General features: G+C 63.9%; 20 protein-coding genes. 1 reads left to right on the plus strand and 19 read right to left on the minus strand.

Annotated features, from left to right (window positions below; translation table 11 throughout):
* Positions 1-8: 8 nt before the first annotated feature.
* The 12 genes from bamB to L1075_RS03765 form a co-directional block, all read right to left on the minus strand.
* On the minus strand, positions 9-1,172 hold the full coding sequence (bamB, locus tag L1075_RS03710) for an outer membrane protein assembly factor BamB (protein ID WP_040242949.1): 1,164 nt from the start codon (positions 1,170-1,172) through the stop codon (positions 9-11).
* Entirely contained in the window at positions 1,172-1,831 is a 660-nt protein-coding gene (locus tag L1075_RS03715) for a YfgM family protein (protein WP_246940029.1), read from the minus strand. Before L1075_RS03715 ends, bamB begins: the two co-directional genes overlap by 1 nt.
* Positions 1,832-1,904: 73 nt before the next feature.
* Entirely contained in the window at positions 1,905-3,191 is a 1,287-nt protein-coding gene (gene hisS, locus L1075_RS03720; protein WP_246940031.1) for a histidine--tRNA ligase, read from the minus strand.
* A 40-nt stretch (positions 3,192-3,231) separates the two neighbouring features.
* Entirely contained in the window at positions 3,232-4,347 is a 1,116-nt protein-coding gene (ispG, locus tag L1075_RS03725; RefSeq protein WP_040242945.1) for a flavodoxin-dependent (E)-4-hydroxy-3-methylbut-2-enyl-diphosphate synthase, read from the minus strand.
* A gap of 7 nt (positions 4,348-4,354) precedes the next feature.
* Positions 4,355-5,458 carry a RodZ domain-containing protein gene (locus L1075_RS03730; RefSeq protein WP_246940033.1) on the minus strand — a complete coding sequence of 368 codons (1,104 nt, stop codon included), beginning with the start codon at positions 5,456-5,458 and terminating at the stop codon, positions 4,355-4,357.
* A gap of 41 nt (positions 5,459-5,499) precedes the next feature.
* A complete protein-coding gene (gene pilW / locus L1075_RS03735; protein WP_246940035.1) occupies positions 5,500-6,240 on the minus strand; it encodes a type IV pilus biogenesis/stability protein PilW in 741 nt (246 codons plus the stop codon).
* A gap of 103 nt (positions 6,241-6,343) precedes the next feature.
* Positions 6,344-7,468 carry a dual-specificity RNA methyltransferase RlmN gene (gene rlmN, locus L1075_RS03740; protein WP_075368323.1) on the minus strand — a complete coding sequence of 375 codons (1,125 nt, stop codon included), beginning with the start codon at positions 7,466-7,468 and terminating at the stop codon, positions 6,344-6,346.
* 60 nt (positions 7,469-7,528) lie between these two features.
* The gene (gene ndk, locus L1075_RS03745) at positions 7,529-7,954 is read right to left on the minus strand and encodes a nucleoside-diphosphate kinase (protein ID WP_246940037.1); all 426 of its coding nucleotides are present in this window, start codon (positions 7,952-7,954) and stop codon (positions 7,529-7,531) included.
* 155 nt (positions 7,955-8,109) lie between these two features.
* On the minus strand, positions 8,110-8,436 hold the full coding sequence (locus tag L1075_RS03750; RefSeq protein WP_075368321.1) for a HesB/IscA family protein: 327 nt from the start codon (positions 8,434-8,436) through the stop codon (positions 8,110-8,112).
* A 47-nt stretch (positions 8,437-8,483) separates the two neighbouring features.
* Positions 8,484-9,632, minus strand: a complete 1,149-nt coding sequence (locus L1075_RS03755; protein ID WP_075368320.1) for an aminotransferase class V-fold PLP-dependent enzyme — start codon at positions 9,630-9,632, stop codon at positions 8,484-8,486.
* Positions 9,633-9,677: 45 nt separating this feature from the next.
* A complete protein-coding gene (iscR, locus tag L1075_RS03760) occupies positions 9,678-10,160 on the minus strand; it encodes a Fe-S cluster assembly transcriptional regulator IscR (protein ID WP_246940481.1) in 483 nt (160 codons plus the stop codon).
* Between the two features lie 113 nt (positions 10,161-10,273).
* Positions 10,274-11,053 carry an RNA methyltransferase gene (locus tag L1075_RS03765; protein WP_246940038.1) on the minus strand — a complete coding sequence of 260 codons (780 nt, stop codon included), beginning with the start codon at positions 11,051-11,053 and terminating at the stop codon, positions 10,274-10,276.
* A gap of 133 nt (positions 11,054-11,186) precedes the next feature.
* Here L1075_RS03765 and L1075_RS03770 point away from each other — a divergent pair, with 133 nt between their 5' ends.
* Positions 11,187-11,981, plus strand: coding sequence for an inositol monophosphatase family protein (locus L1075_RS03770; RefSeq protein ID WP_246940041.1), 795 nt, complete (start codon positions 11,187-11,189; stop codon positions 11,979-11,981).
* An 80-nt stretch (positions 11,982-12,061) separates the two neighbouring features.
* On the opposite strand, the gene L1075_RS03775 is transcribed toward L1075_RS03770, so the two are convergent.
* The 7 genes from L1075_RS03775 to speB all read right to left on the minus strand — a co-directional run bounded on the left by L1075_RS03775 (position 12,062) and on the right by speB (position 20,560).
* Complete coding sequence (locus tag L1075_RS03775; RefSeq protein ID WP_246940044.1) at positions 12,062-13,510, minus strand: aldehyde dehydrogenase family protein; 1,449 nt, start codon at positions 13,508-13,510, stop codon at positions 12,062-12,064.
* Positions 13,511-13,520: 10 nt separating this feature from the next.
* Entirely contained in the window at positions 13,521-14,264 is a 744-nt protein-coding gene (locus tag L1075_RS03780) for an MBL fold metallo-hydrolase (RefSeq protein ID WP_246940047.1), read from the minus strand.
* The gene (locus tag L1075_RS03785; protein WP_246940483.1) at positions 14,261-15,043 is read right to left on the minus strand and encodes a carbon-nitrogen hydrolase family protein; all 783 of its coding nucleotides are present in this window, start codon (positions 15,041-15,043) and stop codon (positions 14,261-14,263) included. The genes L1075_RS03780 and L1075_RS03785 overlap by 4 nt, the downstream gene beginning before the upstream one ends.
* Positions 15,044-15,048: 5 nt before the next feature.
* A complete protein-coding gene (locus tag L1075_RS03790) occupies positions 15,049-16,446 on the minus strand; it encodes a purine-cytosine permease family protein (protein WP_246940050.1) in 1,398 nt (465 codons plus the stop codon).
* A gap of 68 nt (positions 16,447-16,514) precedes the next feature.
* A complete protein-coding gene (locus tag L1075_RS03795; protein WP_246940053.1) occupies positions 16,515-18,146 on the minus strand; it encodes a 5-guanidino-2-oxopentanoate decarboxylase in 1,632 nt (543 codons plus the stop codon).
* Between the two features lie 10 nt (positions 18,147-18,156).
* Positions 18,157-19,548 (minus strand): YjiH family protein, encoded by a 1,392-nt coding sequence (locus L1075_RS03800; protein ID WP_246940056.1) that lies wholly within the window; start codon positions 19,546-19,548, stop codon positions 18,157-18,159.
* A 49-nt stretch (positions 19,549-19,597) separates the two neighbouring features.
* Positions 19,598-20,560 carry an agmatinase gene (gene speB / locus L1075_RS03805; RefSeq protein WP_246940059.1) on the minus strand — a complete coding sequence of 321 codons (963 nt, stop codon included), beginning with the start codon at positions 20,558-20,560 and terminating at the stop codon, positions 19,598-19,600.
* Positions 20,561-20,735 lie beyond the last annotated feature (175 nt).

Consider the following 20,735-nt stretch of genomic DNA (forward strand, 5'->3'; position numbering starts at 1 on the left):
CGGCTCAGTCAATCGTCGCTTGCGTCGATATCGTAGGCCGCCAGTTCGCCGTCGTTGGTGAGGGTATAGACCCGTTGGTCGTCGGCCAACAACGGCAGGCTGATGCCATCGCCGCCGAGTTCCGTACGGCCCACGACTTCCCCATCGCTGGCGTTGAGCAGGTGGACATAGCCCTGATAGTCGCCAAATGCCAGCTTACCGTCGACGAAAGTGGGCGCAGTCAAGTCGCGGCCTTCGAGGGCGTCGGATTCCCACAGCACGCTGCCACTATCGACGTCGAGCGCCAAGACATGGCTGGCTTCGTTGACGGTGAAGAGGTAATTGCCGACGCGCAATGGGGTCAGATAGCTGGATTCGTCGCGCGACCAGATTACTTCGCCGCTGGTGGCTTCCAGCGCCATGACGCGGCCATTGTAGCTGGTCACGAACAGACGACCGTCCTGGGACAGCACCGGTTGACCGTCGAGGTCGACGAGCTGTTCCACTTCGGTGCGTCCTTGCGGCACGGCGACGCGCATATCCCACAGCGGTTGGCCACTGCGGTTATCGAGTGTCACCAGGCGGCCATTGGCAAAGCCGACGAACGATACCGGCTCGATGACGCGCGGCGTGCCTGTACCGCGCAGGGTCAGGGAAGGCTGGCTGCTGCTATAGGTCCATTCTTCCTGCCCTGAGGTGCGATCAAGGGCAGTCACCGTGCCGTCGACACTCTGCACCACGACCAGCTTGCTGTTGACCTGGGGGGTGGCCAACACTTCGCTGGAGACCTTGGAACGCCAGGCCTCGCTGCCGTCCTCGCGATCGATGGCAACGACGGAACCGTTGCGCGTACCGGCATATAAACGCGCACCATCGCGGGACATGCCGCTGGAAAGCGGCGTGTCGAAGCGTACTTCCCATTGGGTGTCGCCGTTATCGGCGTCGAGTGCACGCAACAGACCGTTTTCATCGGCGGCATAGAGGGTGCCGTCGGCGAGTAGGGGCATCAAGGGATAACGCGCCCGACCCAGGCCATCGCCGACCGAGGTGGACCAACGCTCGTCGAGGGTCGCCGAGGCCGAGAAGTCCTTGAGTTCCTTGGGTGGATACTGCGGCTCGACGTCGCCAGCGCAGCCCACCAGCAAGGTAGATAAGGTGAGCGCGGCCGGTAACAGTAGGTGGTTCAATTTCATCAGCTGGCGTCCTCTACACCGAGATTGTCGAGCTTGAGCCGTACGCCGGAAAGCGGTTGATCCTGCTCTTCGGCGCGGGCGAGCGCGTCCTGATAGGCTTGACGCGCCTCATCGGGTTGGTCTAAAGCGGCGTGGGCATCGCCGCTGATCTCGGCGGCTTGCGCCGCGAGCGCGGTGGGGATATCGCCCTCGAGTGTGGTCAGGGCGCCCTCGGCGTTGTCCAGGGCGATCTGCACGCGTGCCAGGTTGAGGCGCGCGAGGCCACTGAGATAAGCATGTTCGCTGCCATCGATGAAGGACGATAGTGTCTCGCGTGCGCCCTCCAAGTCATCGGCGTCGACAGCCAAACGGGCACGCATCAGCTCGGCAAGCTCGGCATAAAGGGTGCCACCGTGTTCGCTTTCCAGGCCATCGATCATGGTCGTCGCCTGTTCGCGCTGCTCGGCGCTCATCTGCGGTTGCTGCATCAGCATCGTGAGCTGCTGGTAGCGTTGCGACGCCGCTTCCGCTTGAGAGGCCTGGTAATCCTGCCAGGCGTTCCAGGCGAATACGCCAGCGCCGGCCAGCACGATGCCGGCGATAATCGCCTTGCCGTACTCCTTCCACCAGCGCTTGAGCGTCTCAAGCTGTTCATCTTCGCTAGTAATAAGCTCCGCCACGGGCGGTCTCCTTCAATGGCTGTTCGTACGAAACGGCGCGTCGTTCTTCAAGTCCGTTCTTCAAGTCCGCTCTTCAAGCCTCCGCGAGAAGCGTCTTGAGACGCGCCGCGAGCGCATCGAGGGCAACGCTTTCTTGATCGCGGTCCTCACGTAGGAATTTGATCCCTACCTGACCGCTGGCCAGCTCATCCTCGCCGAGTAACAACGCCATGCGGGCACCGCTCTTGTCGGCTTTCTTGATCTGGCTCTTGAAGCTGCCGCCGCCGCAATGGAGCTGCAGATGCATGCCGGGCAGAGCGTCACGCAGGCGTTCACCCAGCAGCATCGCTTCACGGCTAGCGGCATCGCCCATGGCCGTCAGATAGACGTCGGTGCGCGGTCGCGCGGCCTCAGGGATCAGGTCGAGCGTTTCGAGTAGCAGGATCAGTCGCTCGACGCCCATGGCAAACCCCACACCAGGCGTAGGCTTGCCGCCGAGCTGTTCGACCAGGCCATCATAGCGACCGCCGGCACATACCGTGCCCTGGCTGCCCAGCGCTTGGGTGGTCCACTCGAACACGGTTCGACTGTAATAGTCCAGCCCCCGCACCAGGCGTGGATTGATGACATAGTCGATGCCAGCTGCTTCGAGCATGGCGGTGAGCTCGGCGAAGTGAACACGCGATTCTTCGTCGAGGTGGTCCATCAAGCGCGGCGCGTCGGCGAGCATCGCCGCCATGTCGGGATTTTTGGAGTCCAGAATACGCAGCGGATTGGTGCTCAGACGGCGCCGAGAATCCTCGTCAAGGACATCGGAATGCGCCTCGAAGTGGGCGACTAGCGCATCGCGGTAGGCGGCACGGGCCTCGTTGGAGCCCAACGAGTTGAGCTCCAATTGGACGTGGGGCATCAGGCCGAGCGCCTCCCATAGGCGGGCGCTGAGCAGGATCATCTCGACGTCGATGTCCGGTCCATACATGCCATAAGCTTCCACACCGACCTGGTGGAACTGGCGATAGCGCCCCTTTTGAGGGCGCTCATGGCGGAACATCGGCCCCTGATACCACAGGCGCTGCGTCTGGTTGTAAAGCAGACCGTTCTCCAGTGCCGCACGCACGCAGCTAGCGGTACCTTCGGGCCGCAGCGTGAGGCTGTCGCCGTTGCGATCATCGAAGGTATACATCTCCTTCTCGACGATATCGGTTACTTCGCCGATCGAGCGCTTGAACAGCGCCGTCTGCTCGATGATAGGCATGCGGATTTCGCTATACCCATAGCGCTGCATGAGATGCTGGATCTGACGCTCGAAGTATTGCCAAACAGGCGACTGCTCCGGTAGCAGATCGTTCATGCCACGGATGGCCTGGATCTTGTTGCTCAATGCTGACTCCTGAACCGGTACGGGGCGCGCGAGCGGCGCTTTATGCCTCGCGGGCGATGGTATCGCGTTCGCGGGCCTCTTTTTCGCGGACCTTATCGCGGATCAGCGCTTCCAGATCGTCGACCAAGTGGTCGTTGCGAAGCTTGCTGGCCGGCTTGCCGTCGATATAAACGAGGTTGGCCGGGTCGCCGCCGGTGAGGCCGATATCGCTTTCCTTGGCCTCGCCGGGGCCATTGACCACGCAGCCGATGACCGAGACATCGAGCGGCGTCATGATGTCGTCGAGGCGTTCCTCGAGGGCGTTCATGGTACCGATGACGTCGAAATTTTGGCGCGAGCAACTCGGGCAGGCGACGAAGTTGATGCCCTTGGAGCGCAGGCGCAGGCTCTTGAGCATGTCATAGCCGACTTTGATCTCTTCGACGGGGTCGGCCGCCAGCGAGACGCGAATGGTGTCGCCGATGCCTTCCATCAGCAGCATGCCCAACCCAATCGAGGACTTCACGGTCCCCGAACGCAAACCGCCGGCTTCGGTGATGCCTAGATGCAGAGGCTGGTCGATACGCTGCGCGAGTTGGCGGTAAGCGGCCACTGCCATGAACACGTCGGAGGCCTTGACGCTGACCTTGAAATCCTGGAAATCGAGGCGGTCGAGGTGCTCGATATGCCGCATGGCGGATTCGACCAGCGCCTCCGGCGTCGGTTCGCCGTATTTCTTCTGCAGATCCTTTTCCAGCGATCCGGCGTTGACGCCGATGCGGATCGGAATGCCGTGTTCGCGGGCGGCATCGACCACCGCGCGCACGCGGTCTTCGCGGCCGATATTGCCGGGGTTGATGCGCAGGCAGTCGACGCCTAGTTCTGCCACGCGCAGGGCGATCTTGTAGTCGAAGTGAATATCGGCAACCAGAGGGACCGAGACCTGGCGCTTGATTTGGCCGAAAGTCTCGGCGGCCTCCATGGTGGGCACCGAAACGCGCACGATGTCCGCTCCTGCGGCCTCGAGCTGGCGGATCTGCGCCACAGTGGCGGCGACATCCAGGGTATCGGTGTTGGTCATGCTTTGAACGGCGATGGGCGCGCCACCACCGACGGGGACATTCCCGACATGAATCTGGCGAGATTGGCGCCGTTGAATCGGAGATTGCATATGCATGTGCGTATCACTCTCCCAAGGTGAAGCGGGCGACATTGTTGCCGCCGGTATGCTGGCTCAGATCGACGTTCTCGCCCCGATAGCGGAGCTCGACGCCGGAGGCGTTACCAATGGTCAGGCGAAACGGGGGCGTGCCTTGCAGTTCGGTATCGGTACCGGGGTCTTGCAGGCCCGCCATCAGGCGCTGATCGTCGGCATCATAGATCTCGGTCCATGACTGCTCGTTGAAAGTCAGCGTCAGGCCATTGGCGCTGTCAGCGCTTGCAACGCTGCTGGTGTCATCGCTGTCGCCGTCCTGCGTGGTGGATTCGGCGTTCGCCGAGGTGTCGTTGACGGCGACGTTCGTGCCCTGCGTATCGGCATCGTCGCGGCTGGCCTCGTCCGCGTCATCGCTGGTGCCAGTGCCATCGCTCGCTTCGTCATTGTTGACGAGGCCTAGATTGTCGTTTTCGTCGGGTAGCGGCGGCAGGTTGTCCTGTTCGCTCGCGTCGCCTTGTTCGCCCGTGGCAGCCTGCGACGCGATGCCGTCGCGTTGTGCCTCGTCGTTTGGGGAAGCGTCATCGTTGAGGGCGTCGCTTGCCATGGCCTCGCTCCCCACGTTCCCCGCGCTGCCCTCGGTGGCGCTACCGCCATCTGAACTTTCCATGGCGGCGGGTTCATCGCCCAGGCCGAAGAACTCGTTACCCTCACGGCTCTGCCACCAGAGCAGCGTCAAGCCGATCAGGCCTACGATGATGATTAGCGTGACCAGTTTGAAGACCCAAGCGCCAATCCGTGAAGGCGGTTGCGAGCGATACGATGGCGGTGTGACTTTGCGGTCGAGATCGTCACGGCCATGCAGGGCATCGTAGTCTTGCGCCACACGTGTATCGTCGAGCCCCAGCAACTTGGCGTAAGCACGCAGATAACCCCGCCGATAGGTGGCAATGGGGACCTGATCGTAACGGTCTTCTTCCAAACCGGTGACCACGGCGGGCCGGAGGTTGAGCTGCTCGGCGACTTCTTCAAGCGACAGCCCCTGTCGCTCGCGCTCGCGCCTCAGCCGAGTGCCCGGAGGTTCGTGACCCTCGGAGGGAGCGGGGGAGACGTGTTGTTCGTGAGTGTCGCTCATACCAGAGCATCCTTCTCGAATTCGTGTGGTCGGATCATGCCTCAGGAATCGTCATGCTGCCGATGATAAAAGGCTGCGGCTTCCTCGTCGCCCCGTGCGCGAGCGATCTCGCTCGCCAATTCGAGACTTTTCGGAGTCGCCTCGGCCAAGGTAAAGAAACGCTGCAAGCGTTCCCAGGCACGTTCATCATGACCCTGCGTATGGTCGAGTCTCGCCAGCAAGAGCAGGCTTTGTGCATCGCGTGAGTCGGACGCGATAGCCTGTTCTAGCGGACGTCGCGCGGCATCGAGCTCGCCTTGCTCGAACCGGCATCGGCCCAGATTGGCAAGCAATTGGGCGCGATTATTATACGTGGTGTCTTGTGCTGCTTGCTGTAGTTGCGTGCAGGCGGCGTCAAGCTTGCCCTCATCGTACAGAAAAGCAGCGTAGTTGTTGCGCGCGCGAGTATAATTGCCGTCGGCATCCAGCGCACGTTCGAAATATTCCTCGGCGAGTGCCGGCTCGTCCTGACGTTGATAGAGAAGTGCCATGCTTTCCAGCGCCCGTGGGTCGTCGGGACCCAGTTCCAGTGCGTGTTCCAGCGCATCGCGGGCGCGCGTTAAGTTATCGCGTTTGAGATAGGCCAACCCCAGCTCGGTATACGCCGACACCGCTTGACCGTTGTTCGGCGATGCGTAGGGGGAGTTACTTTCGACCTGGACGGCGCAACCGCTCAATAGCCAGACGAGCGACATCGCGGCACTCAACGAGCGGATCGAAGGTGGACGATGGCGGCGCGTCATGGAGCCCTCTCGAACAATGGCATCAATCGGTGCGATGAGACGGTATTCGTCGTCTGAAAGTGTCCCATCAAAGCGCCGCACCTTAGTGAAGTCAAGGCGAGGCTCAATCGGCGTCGATCTGAATGGACTGAATGTAACGCTCGTGACGCTTGGTGCGGTCCTTGACACGTCCCACCAGCTGGCCGCAAGCGGCATCGATATCGTCACCGCGCGTCATGCGGACGGGAGCGGTATGGCCCAGTTCTTCGAGCCAGTGCTGAAAGCGCATGACCTGGTTGCGTGACGGCTTCTCGTAGCCCGAGTGCGGGAACGGGTTGAAGGGAATCAGGTTGATCTTGCACGGCAGATCCCCGAGCAGCGTCGCCAGCTCTTGGGCATGGAGCTGCTGATCGTTGACATCCTTCATCAGCGTGTACTCGATGGTCAGCATGCGCGTGTCATCGCATTTATCGAGATAGCGACGGCAGGAATCTAGCAGCGTGGCGATGTTGTACTTGCGATTCAGCGGGACCAGTTCGTTGCGCAGCTCGTCGTTGGCGGCATGCAGCGAAATCGCCAGACTCACGTCGAGCTCGTCGCCGAGCTTGTCGATCATCGGTACGACGCCGGAGGTGGAGAGCGTGACGCGGCGCTTGGAAAGGCCGTAACCGTTGTCGTCGAGCATGAGCTTCATGGCCGGCACGACGGCATTGTAGTTCATCAGCGGCTCGCCCATGCCCATCATCACCACGTTAGTGACCGGGCGGTTGGTATCACGTCGCGCGCCGAAGCTGTTGCTGGCCACCCACACCTGACCGATGACCTCGGCGCTGGTGAGGTTGCGCTGAAAGCCTTGTTTACCGGTGGAGCAGAAGCTGCAATCCAACGAGCAACCGACCTGAGACGACACGCAAAGCGTGCGGCGTTTGCCGCCCTCGGCGGGAATCAGCACGGTCTCCACGTAGCTGCCGTCTTCCACTTCGAGGACCCACTTGCGCGTACCATCCTGCGAGGCGCCTTCGTAGACCACGCGTGGGCCACGTATTTCGGCGAGTTCCTCGAGGCGCGTGCGCAGCGCCTTCGAGAGATTGGTCATCGACTCGAAGTCGTCGCAGCCTTCGTGGTGAATCCACTTCATCACCTGGGCGGCGCGAAATTTCTTCTCGCCCAATGAGACGAAGAAGGTTTCCATCTCCTCGCGCGTAAGGCCGAGAAGGTTGGTACGGGGCGTGACGGTATCGAGGGTCATGGTGGGTCGTACGCTCGGTGGATGGCGGTGCGAGGGCCTTGCGGCCCCCGCGGGAAGCGATCAGCGTGCGCAGATCTCTTCGCTGCCGAAGAAGTAAGCAATCTCGCGCTCGGCGGATTCCGGCGAGTCAGAGCCGTGCACGGCGTTGGCATCGATGGACTGCGCGAAGTCGGCGCGGATGGTGCCGGCCTCAGCTTCCTTGGGGTTGGTAGCGCCCATCAGGTCACGGTTGGCGGCGATGGCGTTGTCGCCTTCCAGTACCTGCACGACCACCGGGCCGGAGGTCATGAAGCCCACTAGGTCGCCGAAGAAGGAACGTTCCTTGTGCTCAGCGTAGAAGCCTTCGGCCTGCGCCTGGGAAAGCTGCAGCATCTTGGCGGCGACGATCTTGAGGCCGGCCTTTTCGAAGCGGCTTTCGATCTCGCCAATGACGTTCTTGGCGACGGCGTCGGGTTTGATGATGGACAGGGTGCGTTCGTTGGCCATGAGGTCAATGTCTCCGTGACTGAAATCGAGGGTCTTGATCGATACGCCAACGCGCCGCTCGAGGCGACGCGTTGCATGAAACTCGACGGATGTCGAAAAAAGCGCGTCATTGTAGCGTGTCGCCGGACGTGGCGCACGCCCGGCGAGTGACGCCTTTAGACGCTAAAGCTTTCCCCGCAGCCGCATTCGTCGGTGGCGTTGGGGTTGTTGAAGCGAAAGTAACGGTTAAGCCCTTCGTTGACGTAGTCCACCTCGGTGCCGTCGAGCATGGTCAAGGCCTCCTTGTCGACGAGCACCTTGACGCCATGATCCTCGAAGGGCACGTCGTTGGCGCCCACCTCGTCGGCGATATCGAGCACGTAGCTGTAGCCGGAGCAGCCGCTGGGCTTGATCGCCACGCGCAGGCCGAGGCCATTGCCGCGTTCGGCGAGCACATGCTGGATCTGATCGGCGGCAGCGGAACTGATACTGATGTTAGCCATGTTGACCTCCTTGCTTGGGTCGCGACGCACGGTGCGGCGACCTCGAATCATTGGCGTAGGGCGCCGAGTGCGTGTCTGAGCTCGGCGCTTGCGGTGTCGATGTCCGCCTCGGTAGTGAAGCGGCCGAAACTGAAGCGAATGGACGCCAAGGCGCGAATGCGATCGGTGCCGATGGCCTTCAATACATAGGATGGCTCGACACTGGCCGAGTTGCACGCCGAACCGGTCGATACCGCCAGCGCGCGCAGCGCCATCAGTAGCGATTCACCGTCGACGTCGTCGAACGCCAGGTTGACGATCATGGGGACCGAGACGTCGAGCTTCGTATTGCAGTGCACGCCTTCGCATGCCGCGAGACCGTCGAGAAAGCGCTGGCGCATGGCCAGGCCATGGGCGTGATCGGCTTCGCGCTCGTCACTCGCCAGCGCGAAGGCTTCGCCCATGCCCGCGATCTGATGCGTGGGCAGCGTGCCCGAGCGCATACCACGTTCGTGACCGCCGCCATGGATAAGCGCCTCGAGGCGAATGTCGGGGCTACGACGTACATAGAGCGCGCCGACGCCCTTGGGGCCATAGGTCTTGTGCGCCGACATCGACATCAGGTCGATGCCCATGGCGTTGACATCGAGCGCGATCTTGCCGGTAGCTTGGGCGGCATCGACATGGAAGACTGCACCAGCGGCGTGGACGACCTCAGCGAGTGCGGCCAGGTCATGAAGGCTGCCCAGCTCGTTATTGACGGCCATCAGCGAGACCAGCACGGTATCCTCGCGCATGGCGTCGTTGAGCTGCGTGGGCGTTACGCGGCCATCCGCGCCGGGCGTCAGCCAGGTCACGTCGAAACCTTCGGCCTCGAGTGCGAGGGCGGTATCGACGACGGCCTTATGTTCGATACGCGAGGTGACCAGATGTCGACCGCGCGCTCGGTTGGCACGCATGAAGCCGGTCAACGCCAGGTTATCGGCCTCGGTAGCACCACTGGTCCAAACGATCTCTCGCGGATCGGCGGCAATCAAATCGGCGACTTGGCGGCGTGCGCTTTCTACTGCCTGTTCGGCTAGCCATCCCGGCATGTGGCTACGCGATGCAGGATTGGCGTAGACGCCATCGAGTGTCAGGTGACGCGCCATCACCTCCGCGACGCGTGGGTCGACGGGGGTGGTGGCAGCATAGTCAAGATACACGGGTGAGGTCATGACGGCTCGTATCGATGATGGCGCTGGCGCCTATTGCCCGCACGCTCATTGCGGCGCAATGCTGATGGTATCGGTGCTGATCGTCTCTGTCGCGACGCGCTGCTGGCGGGCGGCGATATCGCGGACTTCCTGGCGTTCCACCAGCTCGGCGAGCGTGATGGCGTCGAGAAAGCCATGAATCTTGTCTGACAGATCGCACCACAAATGGTGCGTCAGGCAGGTATCGCCCTGCTGGCAGTCCGAGAGCCCTTGGCAGCGCGTTGCGTCTACGGACTCATCCACCGCGCCGATGACCGACGCCACCGAAATGGCGTTGGACGCATGCGCGAGCATGTAACCGCCGCCCGGGCCACGTACGCTATTGACCAGTTCGGCACGCTTGAGCCGCGCGAATAACTGTTCCAGATAGGACAGTGAGATCGCTTGGCGTTTGGAAATGTCGGCGAGACTGATGGGGCCGGCATCATCATGCAGCGCCAAATCCAGCATCGCGGTGACGGCATAGCGTCCCTTGGTCGTCAAGCGCATAAGTCGAGGTAATCGGGCGTCGGTGATGAAGCGATTGACCAGGCAGGACATGCAATCCATATGGACTGTTTGCCTGAAACGTGTCCGTATTATGGGAAAACCCAGTAACGCGGTCAACCATTCCCGTCGTGGCTCTCCTGGCGGGCCAACGCCCGGCTTTGCTTGTTCACGGCGCCGAGAATGCCGCGCAAGATATTCATTTCCATGCTGTCGATGTGGCTGCGCATGAAGAGTCGGCGCAGACGTGCCATCAACTGGCGCGGGTTATCGGGGTCATGAAAGTCGACCTCGATCAGGGTCCGCTCGAGATGATCGAAGAAACGTTCCAGGTCGTCATGGCTGGCCGGTGGGTTGTCCCATTCGACGCCGAAGGGCGTCTCGGTATCCTCTGCGTCGCTGCCCAGAAACGCCAGGCGACACTCGTAGGCAAGCACCTGGACCGCAGCGGCCAGGTTGAGCGAGCTGAAGTCGGGATTGGTGGGGATGTGCACATGGGCATGGCAGCGCTGCAACTCGCCGTTGGTCATGCCGCTGTCCTCGCGCCCAAAAACCAGCGCAGCCTGGGCGGCCTCGGGCGCGCACTCGCCTGGGAGACGTTCGCCCAGCGCGCGGGGAGTGAGCATGGGCCATGGGAGATGACGTACGCGGGCGCTGGCGCCGACCACGAAGGTGCAGTCACCGACAGCTTCCTCGAGCGTGGCATACACCTTGGCATTACTCACCAGGGCATCGGCACCGGACGCACGAGCGTGAGATTCGGAGCCGTAAACCTCGCAGCGTGGCGCGACGAGGACAAGATCGGCAAGGCCCATGTTATGCATGGCGCGGGCGGTGCCGCCGATGTTGCCGGGATGGCTGGTGCCGATGAGAACGATACGCAGTTTGTCGAGCATGATGATAGGGCGCGCGGCTGAGAAACGAATGGCGAGTCTATCATGGCTTGAGGCCGCGAAACTTCCCGTCCTGGGCGCCTTCTGCTAGGATGCGCGACGTTCTTTAACAGTTTCCGAGATTCAGGCCCGTATCATGCATCCCATGGTTCAATTCGCACTGCGCGCCGCGCGTAGTGCCGCCGAGCAGTTCGTGCGTGCTCGCGACCGCATCGAAGTCGCGCGTGGCGACCAGCAGCTCGATCAGCTGCTGGCAGATACCGCGCGTAATGCCGAAACGCTCATCGACTCGCAGTTTCGTCGCAGTTATCCCCAGCATGGCCTTTCCGGTCGCTATACGGCGCACCGTGACGGCGAAGGTGAAGGTGCCGATTTCCATTGGCGTATCGAGCCGTTCCACGGCTATTCCAACCTGGCCGTGGCATCGCCCAACTTTGCCATTTCCGTGATCTGTCTGGTCAAAGGCAAGCCCGAACATGCGGTGATTGTCTGCCCCTTCAGCGACGATGAATATCTCGTCAGCCGTGGGCGTGGCGCGCAGCTCAATGGGCGCCGCATTCGTGTGCCCAATCACATCTCAGTCGAGGGCGCACGCATTGCCGCCGGTTTGCCGGAGCCCTGGCTGCGTTCGCGCCATCTCCCGACATATTTGGCCTTGGTCCAAGCCCTCGGGCCGCAGGTCGAAAACTTCCTCAGCAGCGGTAGTGGCCTCCTGGATCTCGCGCAACTCGCTGCCGGCCGTGTCGATGCCGCCTTCGTGCTGGGGCTCGAAGAACAGGATCAACTGGTCGGTAGCCTCCTCCTCAAGGAGGCCGGAGCGCTGCTGGGCGGTCCGGACGGTAGCCCTACGGTCAGTATCGAACAGAATCTCATGGCTGCTACGCCGCGCCTTTACAAGACACTGGTACAGCAGCTCAAGCCGCGGATGTAAGTCCTTTGGACTGATCCGCACGAAATACCCCGCCGACATCGTGTTCGGCGGGGTATTTTTCGTTTTGCGGCTTGTATGGGTCAGCCCGACGGCCCGATCAGGTGCTTGACTTCCAGATAGGCGGCCAGCCCCCAGGGACCGAGCTCGCGGCCGATGCCGCTGCGTCCGAAGCCGCCCCAGCTGGCCTCGGGCATGACGATCTGCTCGCTGTTGTACCAGATGTTGCCGGCGCGCAATGCACGGCCGACCCGCTGAGCGCGTTGCGGATCGCCGCTGATGACCGTGGCGGCCAGGCCGAACGCGTTGTCGTTGGCCAGGGCGATGGCATCGTCATCGGAGGCGACGCTGCGTGCGCACAGCACCGGACCGAAGACCTCCTCGCACCACAGGCGGCTGTCGGTGGGCACGTCGCGATACAGCGTCGGGGCGATGAAATAGCCCTGCGACGGCAACTGGCGATGGCGGGCGTCGCGCACCGCATCCAGACCCTCGCGCTCGGCGACGGCCAGGTAGTCGCGGACGCGATCGCGCTGACGCTGGCTGGTCATCGGTCCCATGTCGGTGTTCTCGCCCAGCGGATCGCCCAGGCGTATGGCGTCGATGCGCGTGGCCAGTGCCTCGTACAGCGCGTCGGCCAGGGTCTCGTGCACGATCAGCCGCGAGGTCGCCGAGCAAATTTGCCCGCTGTTGAAATAGATGCCGGCCATGACCCAGTCGGCGGCCTGTTCGACCTCGGCATCCTCGAGTACCAGGATCGGCGACTTGCCGCCGAGTTCCAGCGACACGCCGCGGCTCCCCTCGGCGGCGGCCTGCATGACGCGCTCGCCCACGGCGTTGCTGCCGGTGAACGACAGCTTGTCGATGCCGCGATGATGCGTCAGCGGTATGCCGATGCCGTCGCCATCGCCATGCAGCAGGTTGAGCACGCCTGGCGGCAACGCGATCTCCAGGGCGATCTCGGCGAGGGTCTGTTCCGGCAGCGGCGTGACCTCGGAGGGCTTGAAGACCACCGTGCAGCCCGCCGCCAGGGCCGGCGCGATCTTCCAGGCGCTGGTCACCAGCGGGAAGTTCCACGGCGTGATCAGGCCGATCACCCCGGCGGGATCTTCGTAGCAGTAGGCGTCGACGCCCTCGATGTCGTGGGTGATGCGACGCCCCTGACGCGCTTCCAGGTCGCCGGCCTGACGTGCGTAGTAGCGGTAGCAGGCGATGGCGTCGTCGAGATCGATGCCGGCCTCGGCGAGCGCCTTGCCGTTGTTGGTCGCGGACAGCTCCATCAAGGCTTCGCGGCGTGCCGTCAGGGCGTCGGCCAGCGCATTCAGATAGGTGCCGCGACGTTCGCCGCCCAGGGCATGCCATCCGGGCAGCGCACGGCGTGCCGCCTCGACGGCCGCCTCGACGTCGCGGGCATCGCCGGCCGTGACCTCGGCGATCTGGCGCTCATGATACGGGTCCATCACCGCCAGGCGTCGAGTGCCGTGACTCGCGACCCAGCGGTTATCGATGAATTGGTGGTCGAGTGCTTGCATGGTGGCTCCTTCAGAGGGCGTGGTCGCGCAGCCAGTCATCGATCATGGCGTGCAGGCGTGCCCCGGAAAAACTGGGAAAATGACCGCCATGGACGACGCGCGCGGGCAATTCGCGCAGACGGCGCATGCTGGCGGCGTAATCGCGGGCGTTACTGTGATAGACATCCTCGATCAGTGGCCCGTCGTAGATGAGATCGCCCGAGATCAGGATGCCGCTGGCGGCTTCCCAGAGCGCGATGCCGCCGGGGGAGTGCCCCGGCGTATGGATGACCTCGAAACGGCGGTCACCGAGGTCGATGATCTCGCCGTCCTCGAGCGTGGCGATACGCGTCGGCGGGGCGATACGGTAGCGATGATGCTCGAAGGGTGCCGGCGGCAGGGCATCGAACATGGCGTCGTCGAGAAAGGCGTCGGCCAGGGTACGCGCGTTGTCCGGATCGGCCAGGATATCGGCCTCGGCAGCGTGCACATGGCAGCAGTCGAACTCGTGCGCGCTACCGATATGATCGAAGTGGGTGTGGCTCGCCACCGCGATCAGGTCGCGTTCGCTGAGCAGCGGGACCTGCCGGCGCAGCGGCACGGCACCCAGGCCGAAGTCCACCAGCAAGTCTCTCTCGCGGCCCCGCACGTGCCAGATATTGCAGCGGTAGAACGGCTTGATAGCGGGCTCGTCGATATGCGTGACCCCGTCATCGAGCGACTTGGTGCGATACCAGCTCGCGGCATCGCCTTGAGGAAGCGAGAAACGGCTCATGCGATTGTCTCCGGCATCGGCCTGAGGTCCTGGAGATAGTCCTGGTGGGCGCGGCTTGCGTCGATGCGACGCAGGTCGATGTCAACCACCAGGCTGCCCGCCGTGTCGCCGAGGCGCCCCAGGACCTCGCCATCCGGTCCCGCTATCAGGCTGTTGCCGCAATAACGCAGTTCGGCTTCCTCGCCGGCCCGGTTGATGCAGGCGACGAAGCATTGGTTGTCGAGGGCCCGGGCCCGAATCTGCAGCGCCTGGCGCTCGGCATTGGGCACCATGTTGGCGGTGGGCGAGAGGATGACCTGAGCCCCTTGAGTGGCGAGCGCCCTGGCCACCTCGGGAAACTCGTTGTCATAGCAGATCATCAGGCCGAGGCGGCCGAGGCGCGTATCCACCACGCAGCAGTCCTCGCCAGCGGTGAAGAAGGCATGTTCGCGATCCCACAGCTGGCGCTTGTGGTAGGTGGCGATACGCTCGCCCCGGTCGTCGATCAGCACGGCGGAATTGGTCAGGCGTCCGTCGGCTTGCCGCTCGGCCAGGCCGAAGAGCAGGAATAGCTCGTACTCGGCGGCGAGCTCGGCGGCCCGCTGGGCGATCGGGCCGCCCACCGGCTCGGCGAGTTCCTCCAGTCGCTCGAAGATGTTGTAGCCGCTCAGGGCGAGCTCGGGGAGGACCAACAGGTCCGCGCCGGCCGCCGCTGCCTGCTGGCACTGGCGCGCAAGAGACGCCAGATTGGCGGCCACGTCGCCGTACACGGGGTCGGTTTGCGCCAGCATCAGTCTCATCGGTGTCACTCTCCTGCGGTCTGTGAAGCGTTCGCGCGGGACTTGGTCAACAGCATGGCGCCGAGCCAGTAGAGGCCGCCGGTGATGATGAAGACCGGCAGCGAGGCGCCGAAGGCCAGCGGCGCGACCAGCGACCAGTAGGCGGCCAGCCCGGCGCCGAAGGCCAGCGGCGCGACCAGCGACCAGTAGGCGGCCAGCCCGGCGCCGATCACGTAGGCGCCGATCACGTAGGCGCCGATGGCCACCGGCGCGGTGGGGCGTCCCAGCTGGTGACGCGCCTTGAGCAGTTCGGGGCTGTAACCCTCGCGACCGACCAGGTAGTAATCGACGATGATCACCGAGAAGGCCGGGATGAACAGCGCGCCTATCAATAGCAGAAAGTTCTGGAACTGGTCCAGGATGCCGGGAATCAGGGCGCCGAAGACGGTCACGACCCCGATGATCAGCGCTGGCTTCCAGAAGGTCATGCCGGGCGACACGTTCATGCAGGACAGGGTGGCGCTGTAGACGGCCATGACATTGGTGGTCATCACGGAGAAGAAGATGACCAGGGCCGCGGGCAGGCCGAAGCCGAAACCGGAGAGCAGCCGGGTCGGGTCGTAGGTCTGCTCCATGCCGTTCATGACCGACAGTCCGGAAACGGCGGCGCCCAGTCCCATGGCGATCATGGCGGCCATCACGTAGCCAAGGTAGGTGCCCCAGACGGCGATGGCGCCGCTCTTGCAGTTGCGATTGTAATCCGCCGAGGACGAGATCCAGGAGAAGGCGGTGGCGATGACGATGTCGAAGGCGATGCCCAGGGTGATGCCGTTACGGGCCTCGACCGGCATGTCCAGCAGGGTCGAGACATCGTAGTGGAGGTTCAACTGGTAGAGCACCACGGCGGCCAGCGCCACCATGGCCATCGCCGCCCAGCGTTCGACCCGCTCGATGCCCAGGTGGCCACGCAGCACGATGAGGACCACCACGGTCTCGCAGAGGATGGTCATCAAGGGCAGGTTGGAGTAACCGGTGGTCGCCTGGATGGCGTAGTCGAGACTCATGCCGGCGAGCAGGGCCTGGATCCAGCTCCAGGCGATCAGTACCCCCATGTTGACCAGCGAGATCAGCCGGCTGCCGAGCGGGCCGTACGCGCGCCGGGTCAACGCCATGGAGGGCAGGCCGGTGCGCTGGCCCATCAGCCCGACCAGCAGGAGCGGGATGGCGCCGATCAACGAGCCGATCAGCACGCTGCCCATGGCGGTCGTGAAGGGCAGATCGGGCACCAGGAGCATGCCGGTGAGGATGGTGGTGACCACGACGTTGGCGCCGAGCCACAGGGCGACAGTGCCGAACGCCCCGAGGCTCTTGTGCTGGTGGTCGTCGAGGGTGTCCTGACCGAGCAGACGATGGAAGAAAGCCATGGTGTTGTCCTTGTAGTGTTTTGGAAAACCGTTGTTTCCGAGACGGCTCTCGGGCCGCGGTTGGCGCCTCAGTCGAGTGCCGCCTGCCAGCGTTCGGCGTCGATCTCGATCAACGTCGGCGAGGTGCGCGAGACCTTGCTGAGCGCGAGATCCAGCGCGATGGGCGACTCGACCCGATGCGAGGCGAGGCCGAACCCGTCGGCCAGGCACTGGAAGTCGGGCGGCGTGGGGTCGACGCCGACGCGAGCGACGCCATGCGCATCCATGTAGCGGCGGATTTCCTCATAGCCGCTGTTGTTCCAGAGCACCACGACGACCGGCAGGCCTTCGTCGACGGCCGTGGCCAGCTCGCTCAGGGTGAACATCGCGCCGCCGTCGCCGACCAGAGCCACGACCGGCGTGCCGGGAGCGGCGAGCTGGGCGCCCAGCGCCGCCGGCAAGCCGTATCCCAGGGTTCCGTAACCGGTCGAGGCGTTGAAGTAACGCCGCGGCGCCGCGCGCCCGACGAGGTGATTGCCGGCATAGACCGGCGCCGTGGAGTCGCCGACGAGAATGGCCTCCGGCAGTGCCTTGTCGAGGGCCGTGTAAAGCGGCACGAAAGGCGCCATGTCCGGGCGTTGCGGCAGGGCCAGCGCCTCGTGCACGGCGCGCACGCGGGCCGCCCCCTGGCGCGCGAGCGGCGCGGGGAAATGCGCCGTCAGTGCCTCCAGCGCGGCCTGGGCGTCGCTGACCAGCCCCAGGGCCGTCGCCTGGTTGCGCACCAGTTGCTCGGCCTCCAGGTCGATGCGGATGAGGCGACCGTTCAAGGTGAAGCCGTCGTCGAATACCACGTCGTAATCGGTTTCGCCGAGCTCCGTGCCCACGGCGAGGATGACGTCGGCATCGCGTGCCAGGGCGCGGACCTCGGGCCAGGTGGCGTTGGCGCCCAGGTCGAGGGGATGCCCGCGCCCGAGCACGCCCTTGGCATTGATCGTGGTCACGGCCGGCGCGTCGAGATGCTCGACCAGGGTGCGCGCCGCTTCTGATGCCTCCGCGCAGCCCCCGCCCAGCAGTACTAGTGGCGCCTGCGCCTGGCGCAGCCATTCGGCCGCCAGGGCGATGCCTTTGGGATGTGCGCCGGCACGGTATAGTCGTGTCGGCGAGGCGGTGTCGGGGAGGTCGATGGGGGCCTCGAAGAGATCGATGGGGATCTCGATGTGCACCGGCCCGGGTCGCGCCGACTGGAACACCGCGAAGGCGCGGGCGAGCACCTCCGGCAAGGCGCTCGGGTCGAGCAGGGTGTGGCTGAAACGGCTGACGCCCGCCAGCACGTTCTGCTGGCTGGGCAGCTCGTGCAGGCGACCCTGGCCGCGTCCCAGGGTGTCGCGGCGATTGACGCTGGAAATCACCAGCATGGGCACCGAGTCGGCGAGCGCCTGACCCATGGCGGTGGCGATATTGGTCATGCCCGGCCCGGTGATGATGAAGCACACCCCGGGCTTGCCGCTGGCGCGGGCGTAGCCGTCCGCCATGAAGCCCGCGCCCTGCTCGTGGCGCGGCGTGACATGACGCAGGCCGCCTGCCTCCAGGCCGCGATAGAGCGGCACGGTATGCACGCCAGGGATCCCGAAGACGGTGTCTACGGCGTAGCGGTCACGCAGCAGCCGGACCAGAGCCTCGGCGCAGCTGATCTGGGTAGAGGCGGATGTCTCGTGTGTCATGGAGCGCTCCTTAAGCGACCAGCCAGTGGCCCATCACGACGATGATCGGCAGGGTGATGGCGGTGCGCAGCAAGAAGATGACCACCAGCTCCCAGAGCTTGAGCGGGATCTTGGACTTGAGCAGCAAGGCGCCGATTTCCGACATGTAGATCAACTGCGTCAGCGACAGGCAGGCGATCACGAAGCGAGTCAGTTCGCTCTCGATGTCGCTGGCCAGCACGGCGGGCAGGAACATGTCGGCGAAGCCCACCAGGGTCGCGGGAGCGGCCGCGGTGGCCTCGGGGATTCGCATCCACTCGAGCACTGGCACCATGGGATAGGACAGCCAGGTGAACAGCGGTGTGAACTCGGCCAGGATCAGGGCCACGGTCCCGATGGCGATGACCAGAGGCAGCAGGCCGAAGAAGATGTCGGCCACGTTCAGCAGGGCATGCCGCAACAACTGACGCGGTCCCGGTGCCTTGTCGGCGCGGTCGACCGCCATGCCCAGGCTGTAGCGGAACAGGCCCTTGGTGCCGGTGCGTTCCTCGGCGAGTCGGCAACCCACCGGCTCGTAGTAGGTGTCCGGCTTGCGCGAGAGTGGCGGCAGGCGCGGCACGATCACCGCCGCCACCAACCCCGCCACGACCACGGTCAGGTAAAACGGCACGAAGAGGTGGTTGATGCCGATGAAGTTGGTCACCAGCAGCGCGAAGGCAATCGAGACGATGGAGAAGTTGGTGGCGATGGCCGAGGCCTCGCGTCGATTGTAGTAGCCCTGTTCGTATTGCTGCGTGGTGATCAGCACACCCACGGTGCCTGAGCCCATCCACGAAGCGGTGGCGTCGATGGCGCTGCGTCCTGGCAGACCGAAAATCTTGCGGAATGGCGTGCGGACTAGGCTGCCGATGAACTCCATGAAGCCGAAGTCGACCAGAAAAGGTAGCAGAATGGCGGCGAAGAAGAAGAACGTCAGCAGCACGGGGGCCAGGTCGTTGAGCATTACCCCGCCGGTGAACGAAGCGGTGACGAACTCGGGACCGATCTGGAAATAGGTCATGACCGCGAAGGCGGCGCCCAGCAGGCGCATTGCCATCCATAGCGGTTCGACGTTGAACAGTTCACCCCAGGCATTCTCGCGGGCCCAGCGGGGGTTGGCGCATTTGACGAGTAGGGTCAGCACTGCCGAAGCGCATAGTACGGCGACGGCAATGGCGGGCAGGGTGTCGCCGAGCAGTGCCTTGAGGCCATCGGCGAGCAGGCCCATGCCGATATTGATGGTGTCGCCCGTCGAGAAGGGCACCAGAAACATGCCGATGCCGATCAGCGAGGGGATGAGAAACTTGAAAAGCCCGCGCGGCGTCAGACGCGCGTTGTCGGGAGTTCCACCGCTAGGTGCGGTTGAATCGAGGGATGCAGACATAGGTGTCACCACTTGTTGTTGTATGGCCCCCGGTATCGGGGGCATGGGCTTAGCGGCGCTTGACGCCGGGCAGCACGCAGAGCATTTCATAGAGCAACGTGGCGCCCATCAGCGCGGTGTTGCCGCTGGTGTCGTAGGGCGGTGCGACTTCGACCAGGTCGCCGCCGACCATGTTGAGGCCCTGGATGCCGCGCACGATCTCGAGCCCTTGCGGCATGGTCAGGCCGGCGGCCTCGACGGTGCCGGTGCCGGGTGCCACCGATGGGTCGAGCCCGTCGATATCGAAGGACACGTACACCGGGCCATCGCCCATCTGCTCGCGGACTTCGGCCATCAGAGGTTCCAGCGACTTATGCCAGCATTGCTCGGCGGTCACGACGCGGAAGCCTTGCTCACGGCACCAGTCGAAGTCGTCGGCGGCGTAGCCGGTGCCCCGCAGGCCGATCTGCACCACGCGCTGGCTGTCCAGTAGGCCTTCTTCCTGGGCGCGGCGGAACGGGCAGCCGTGGGCGACTTCCTCGCCGAACATGTGGTCGTTGACGTCGGCGTGGGCGTCGATGTGGATCAGGCCGACGGGGCCGTGCTTGCGAGCCATGGCGCGCAGGATCGGCCAGGTCAGGGTGTGGTCGCCGCCGAGGGTCAGCGGTACGGCGTCGTGCGAGAGCAGTTCGTGGTAGAAGTTCTCGATGATGCCGATGCTTTTCTTGAGATCGAAGGTGTTGATCGGGACATCGCCGATATCGGCGACCTGCAGGCTGTCGAAGGGGGCCGCCCGAGTGGCCATGTTGTAGGGACGCAGCATGCGCGATTCATCGCGAATCTGGCGCGGTCCGAGGCGGGTGCCGGGACGGTTCGAGGTGCCGATGTCCATGGGGATGCCCACGAAGGCGGCGTCGAGTCCCTGGGCGCTTTCCTGCGTCGGTAGGCGCATCATGCTGGCGGGACCGCCGAAGCGTGGCATGTCGTTGCCACCTAGCGGTTGGTTGAAACGCGGGGTGTCGTGCTCGCTCATGCATCTCTCCTGGCAGTCAGCGCGGTTTTTTGTGGCACTTGCCTGTACTCCAGTATGAAGTAGCACGAAACATGCCAAGTCTCGCTAACGAAAAATCAATGGGTTAGCACGAAAGGTGATGCAAAAATGTATTGTTATCGTGCCTTGAGTGATTCACTATCGGATTACGATGCAA

The sequence above is a fragment of the Chromohalobacter beijerinckii genome (assembly GCF_023061185.1).
In the GTDB taxonomy this organism is placed as follows: Bacteria; Pseudomonadota; Gammaproteobacteria; order Pseudomonadales; family Halomonadaceae; genus Chromohalobacter; species Chromohalobacter beijerinckii.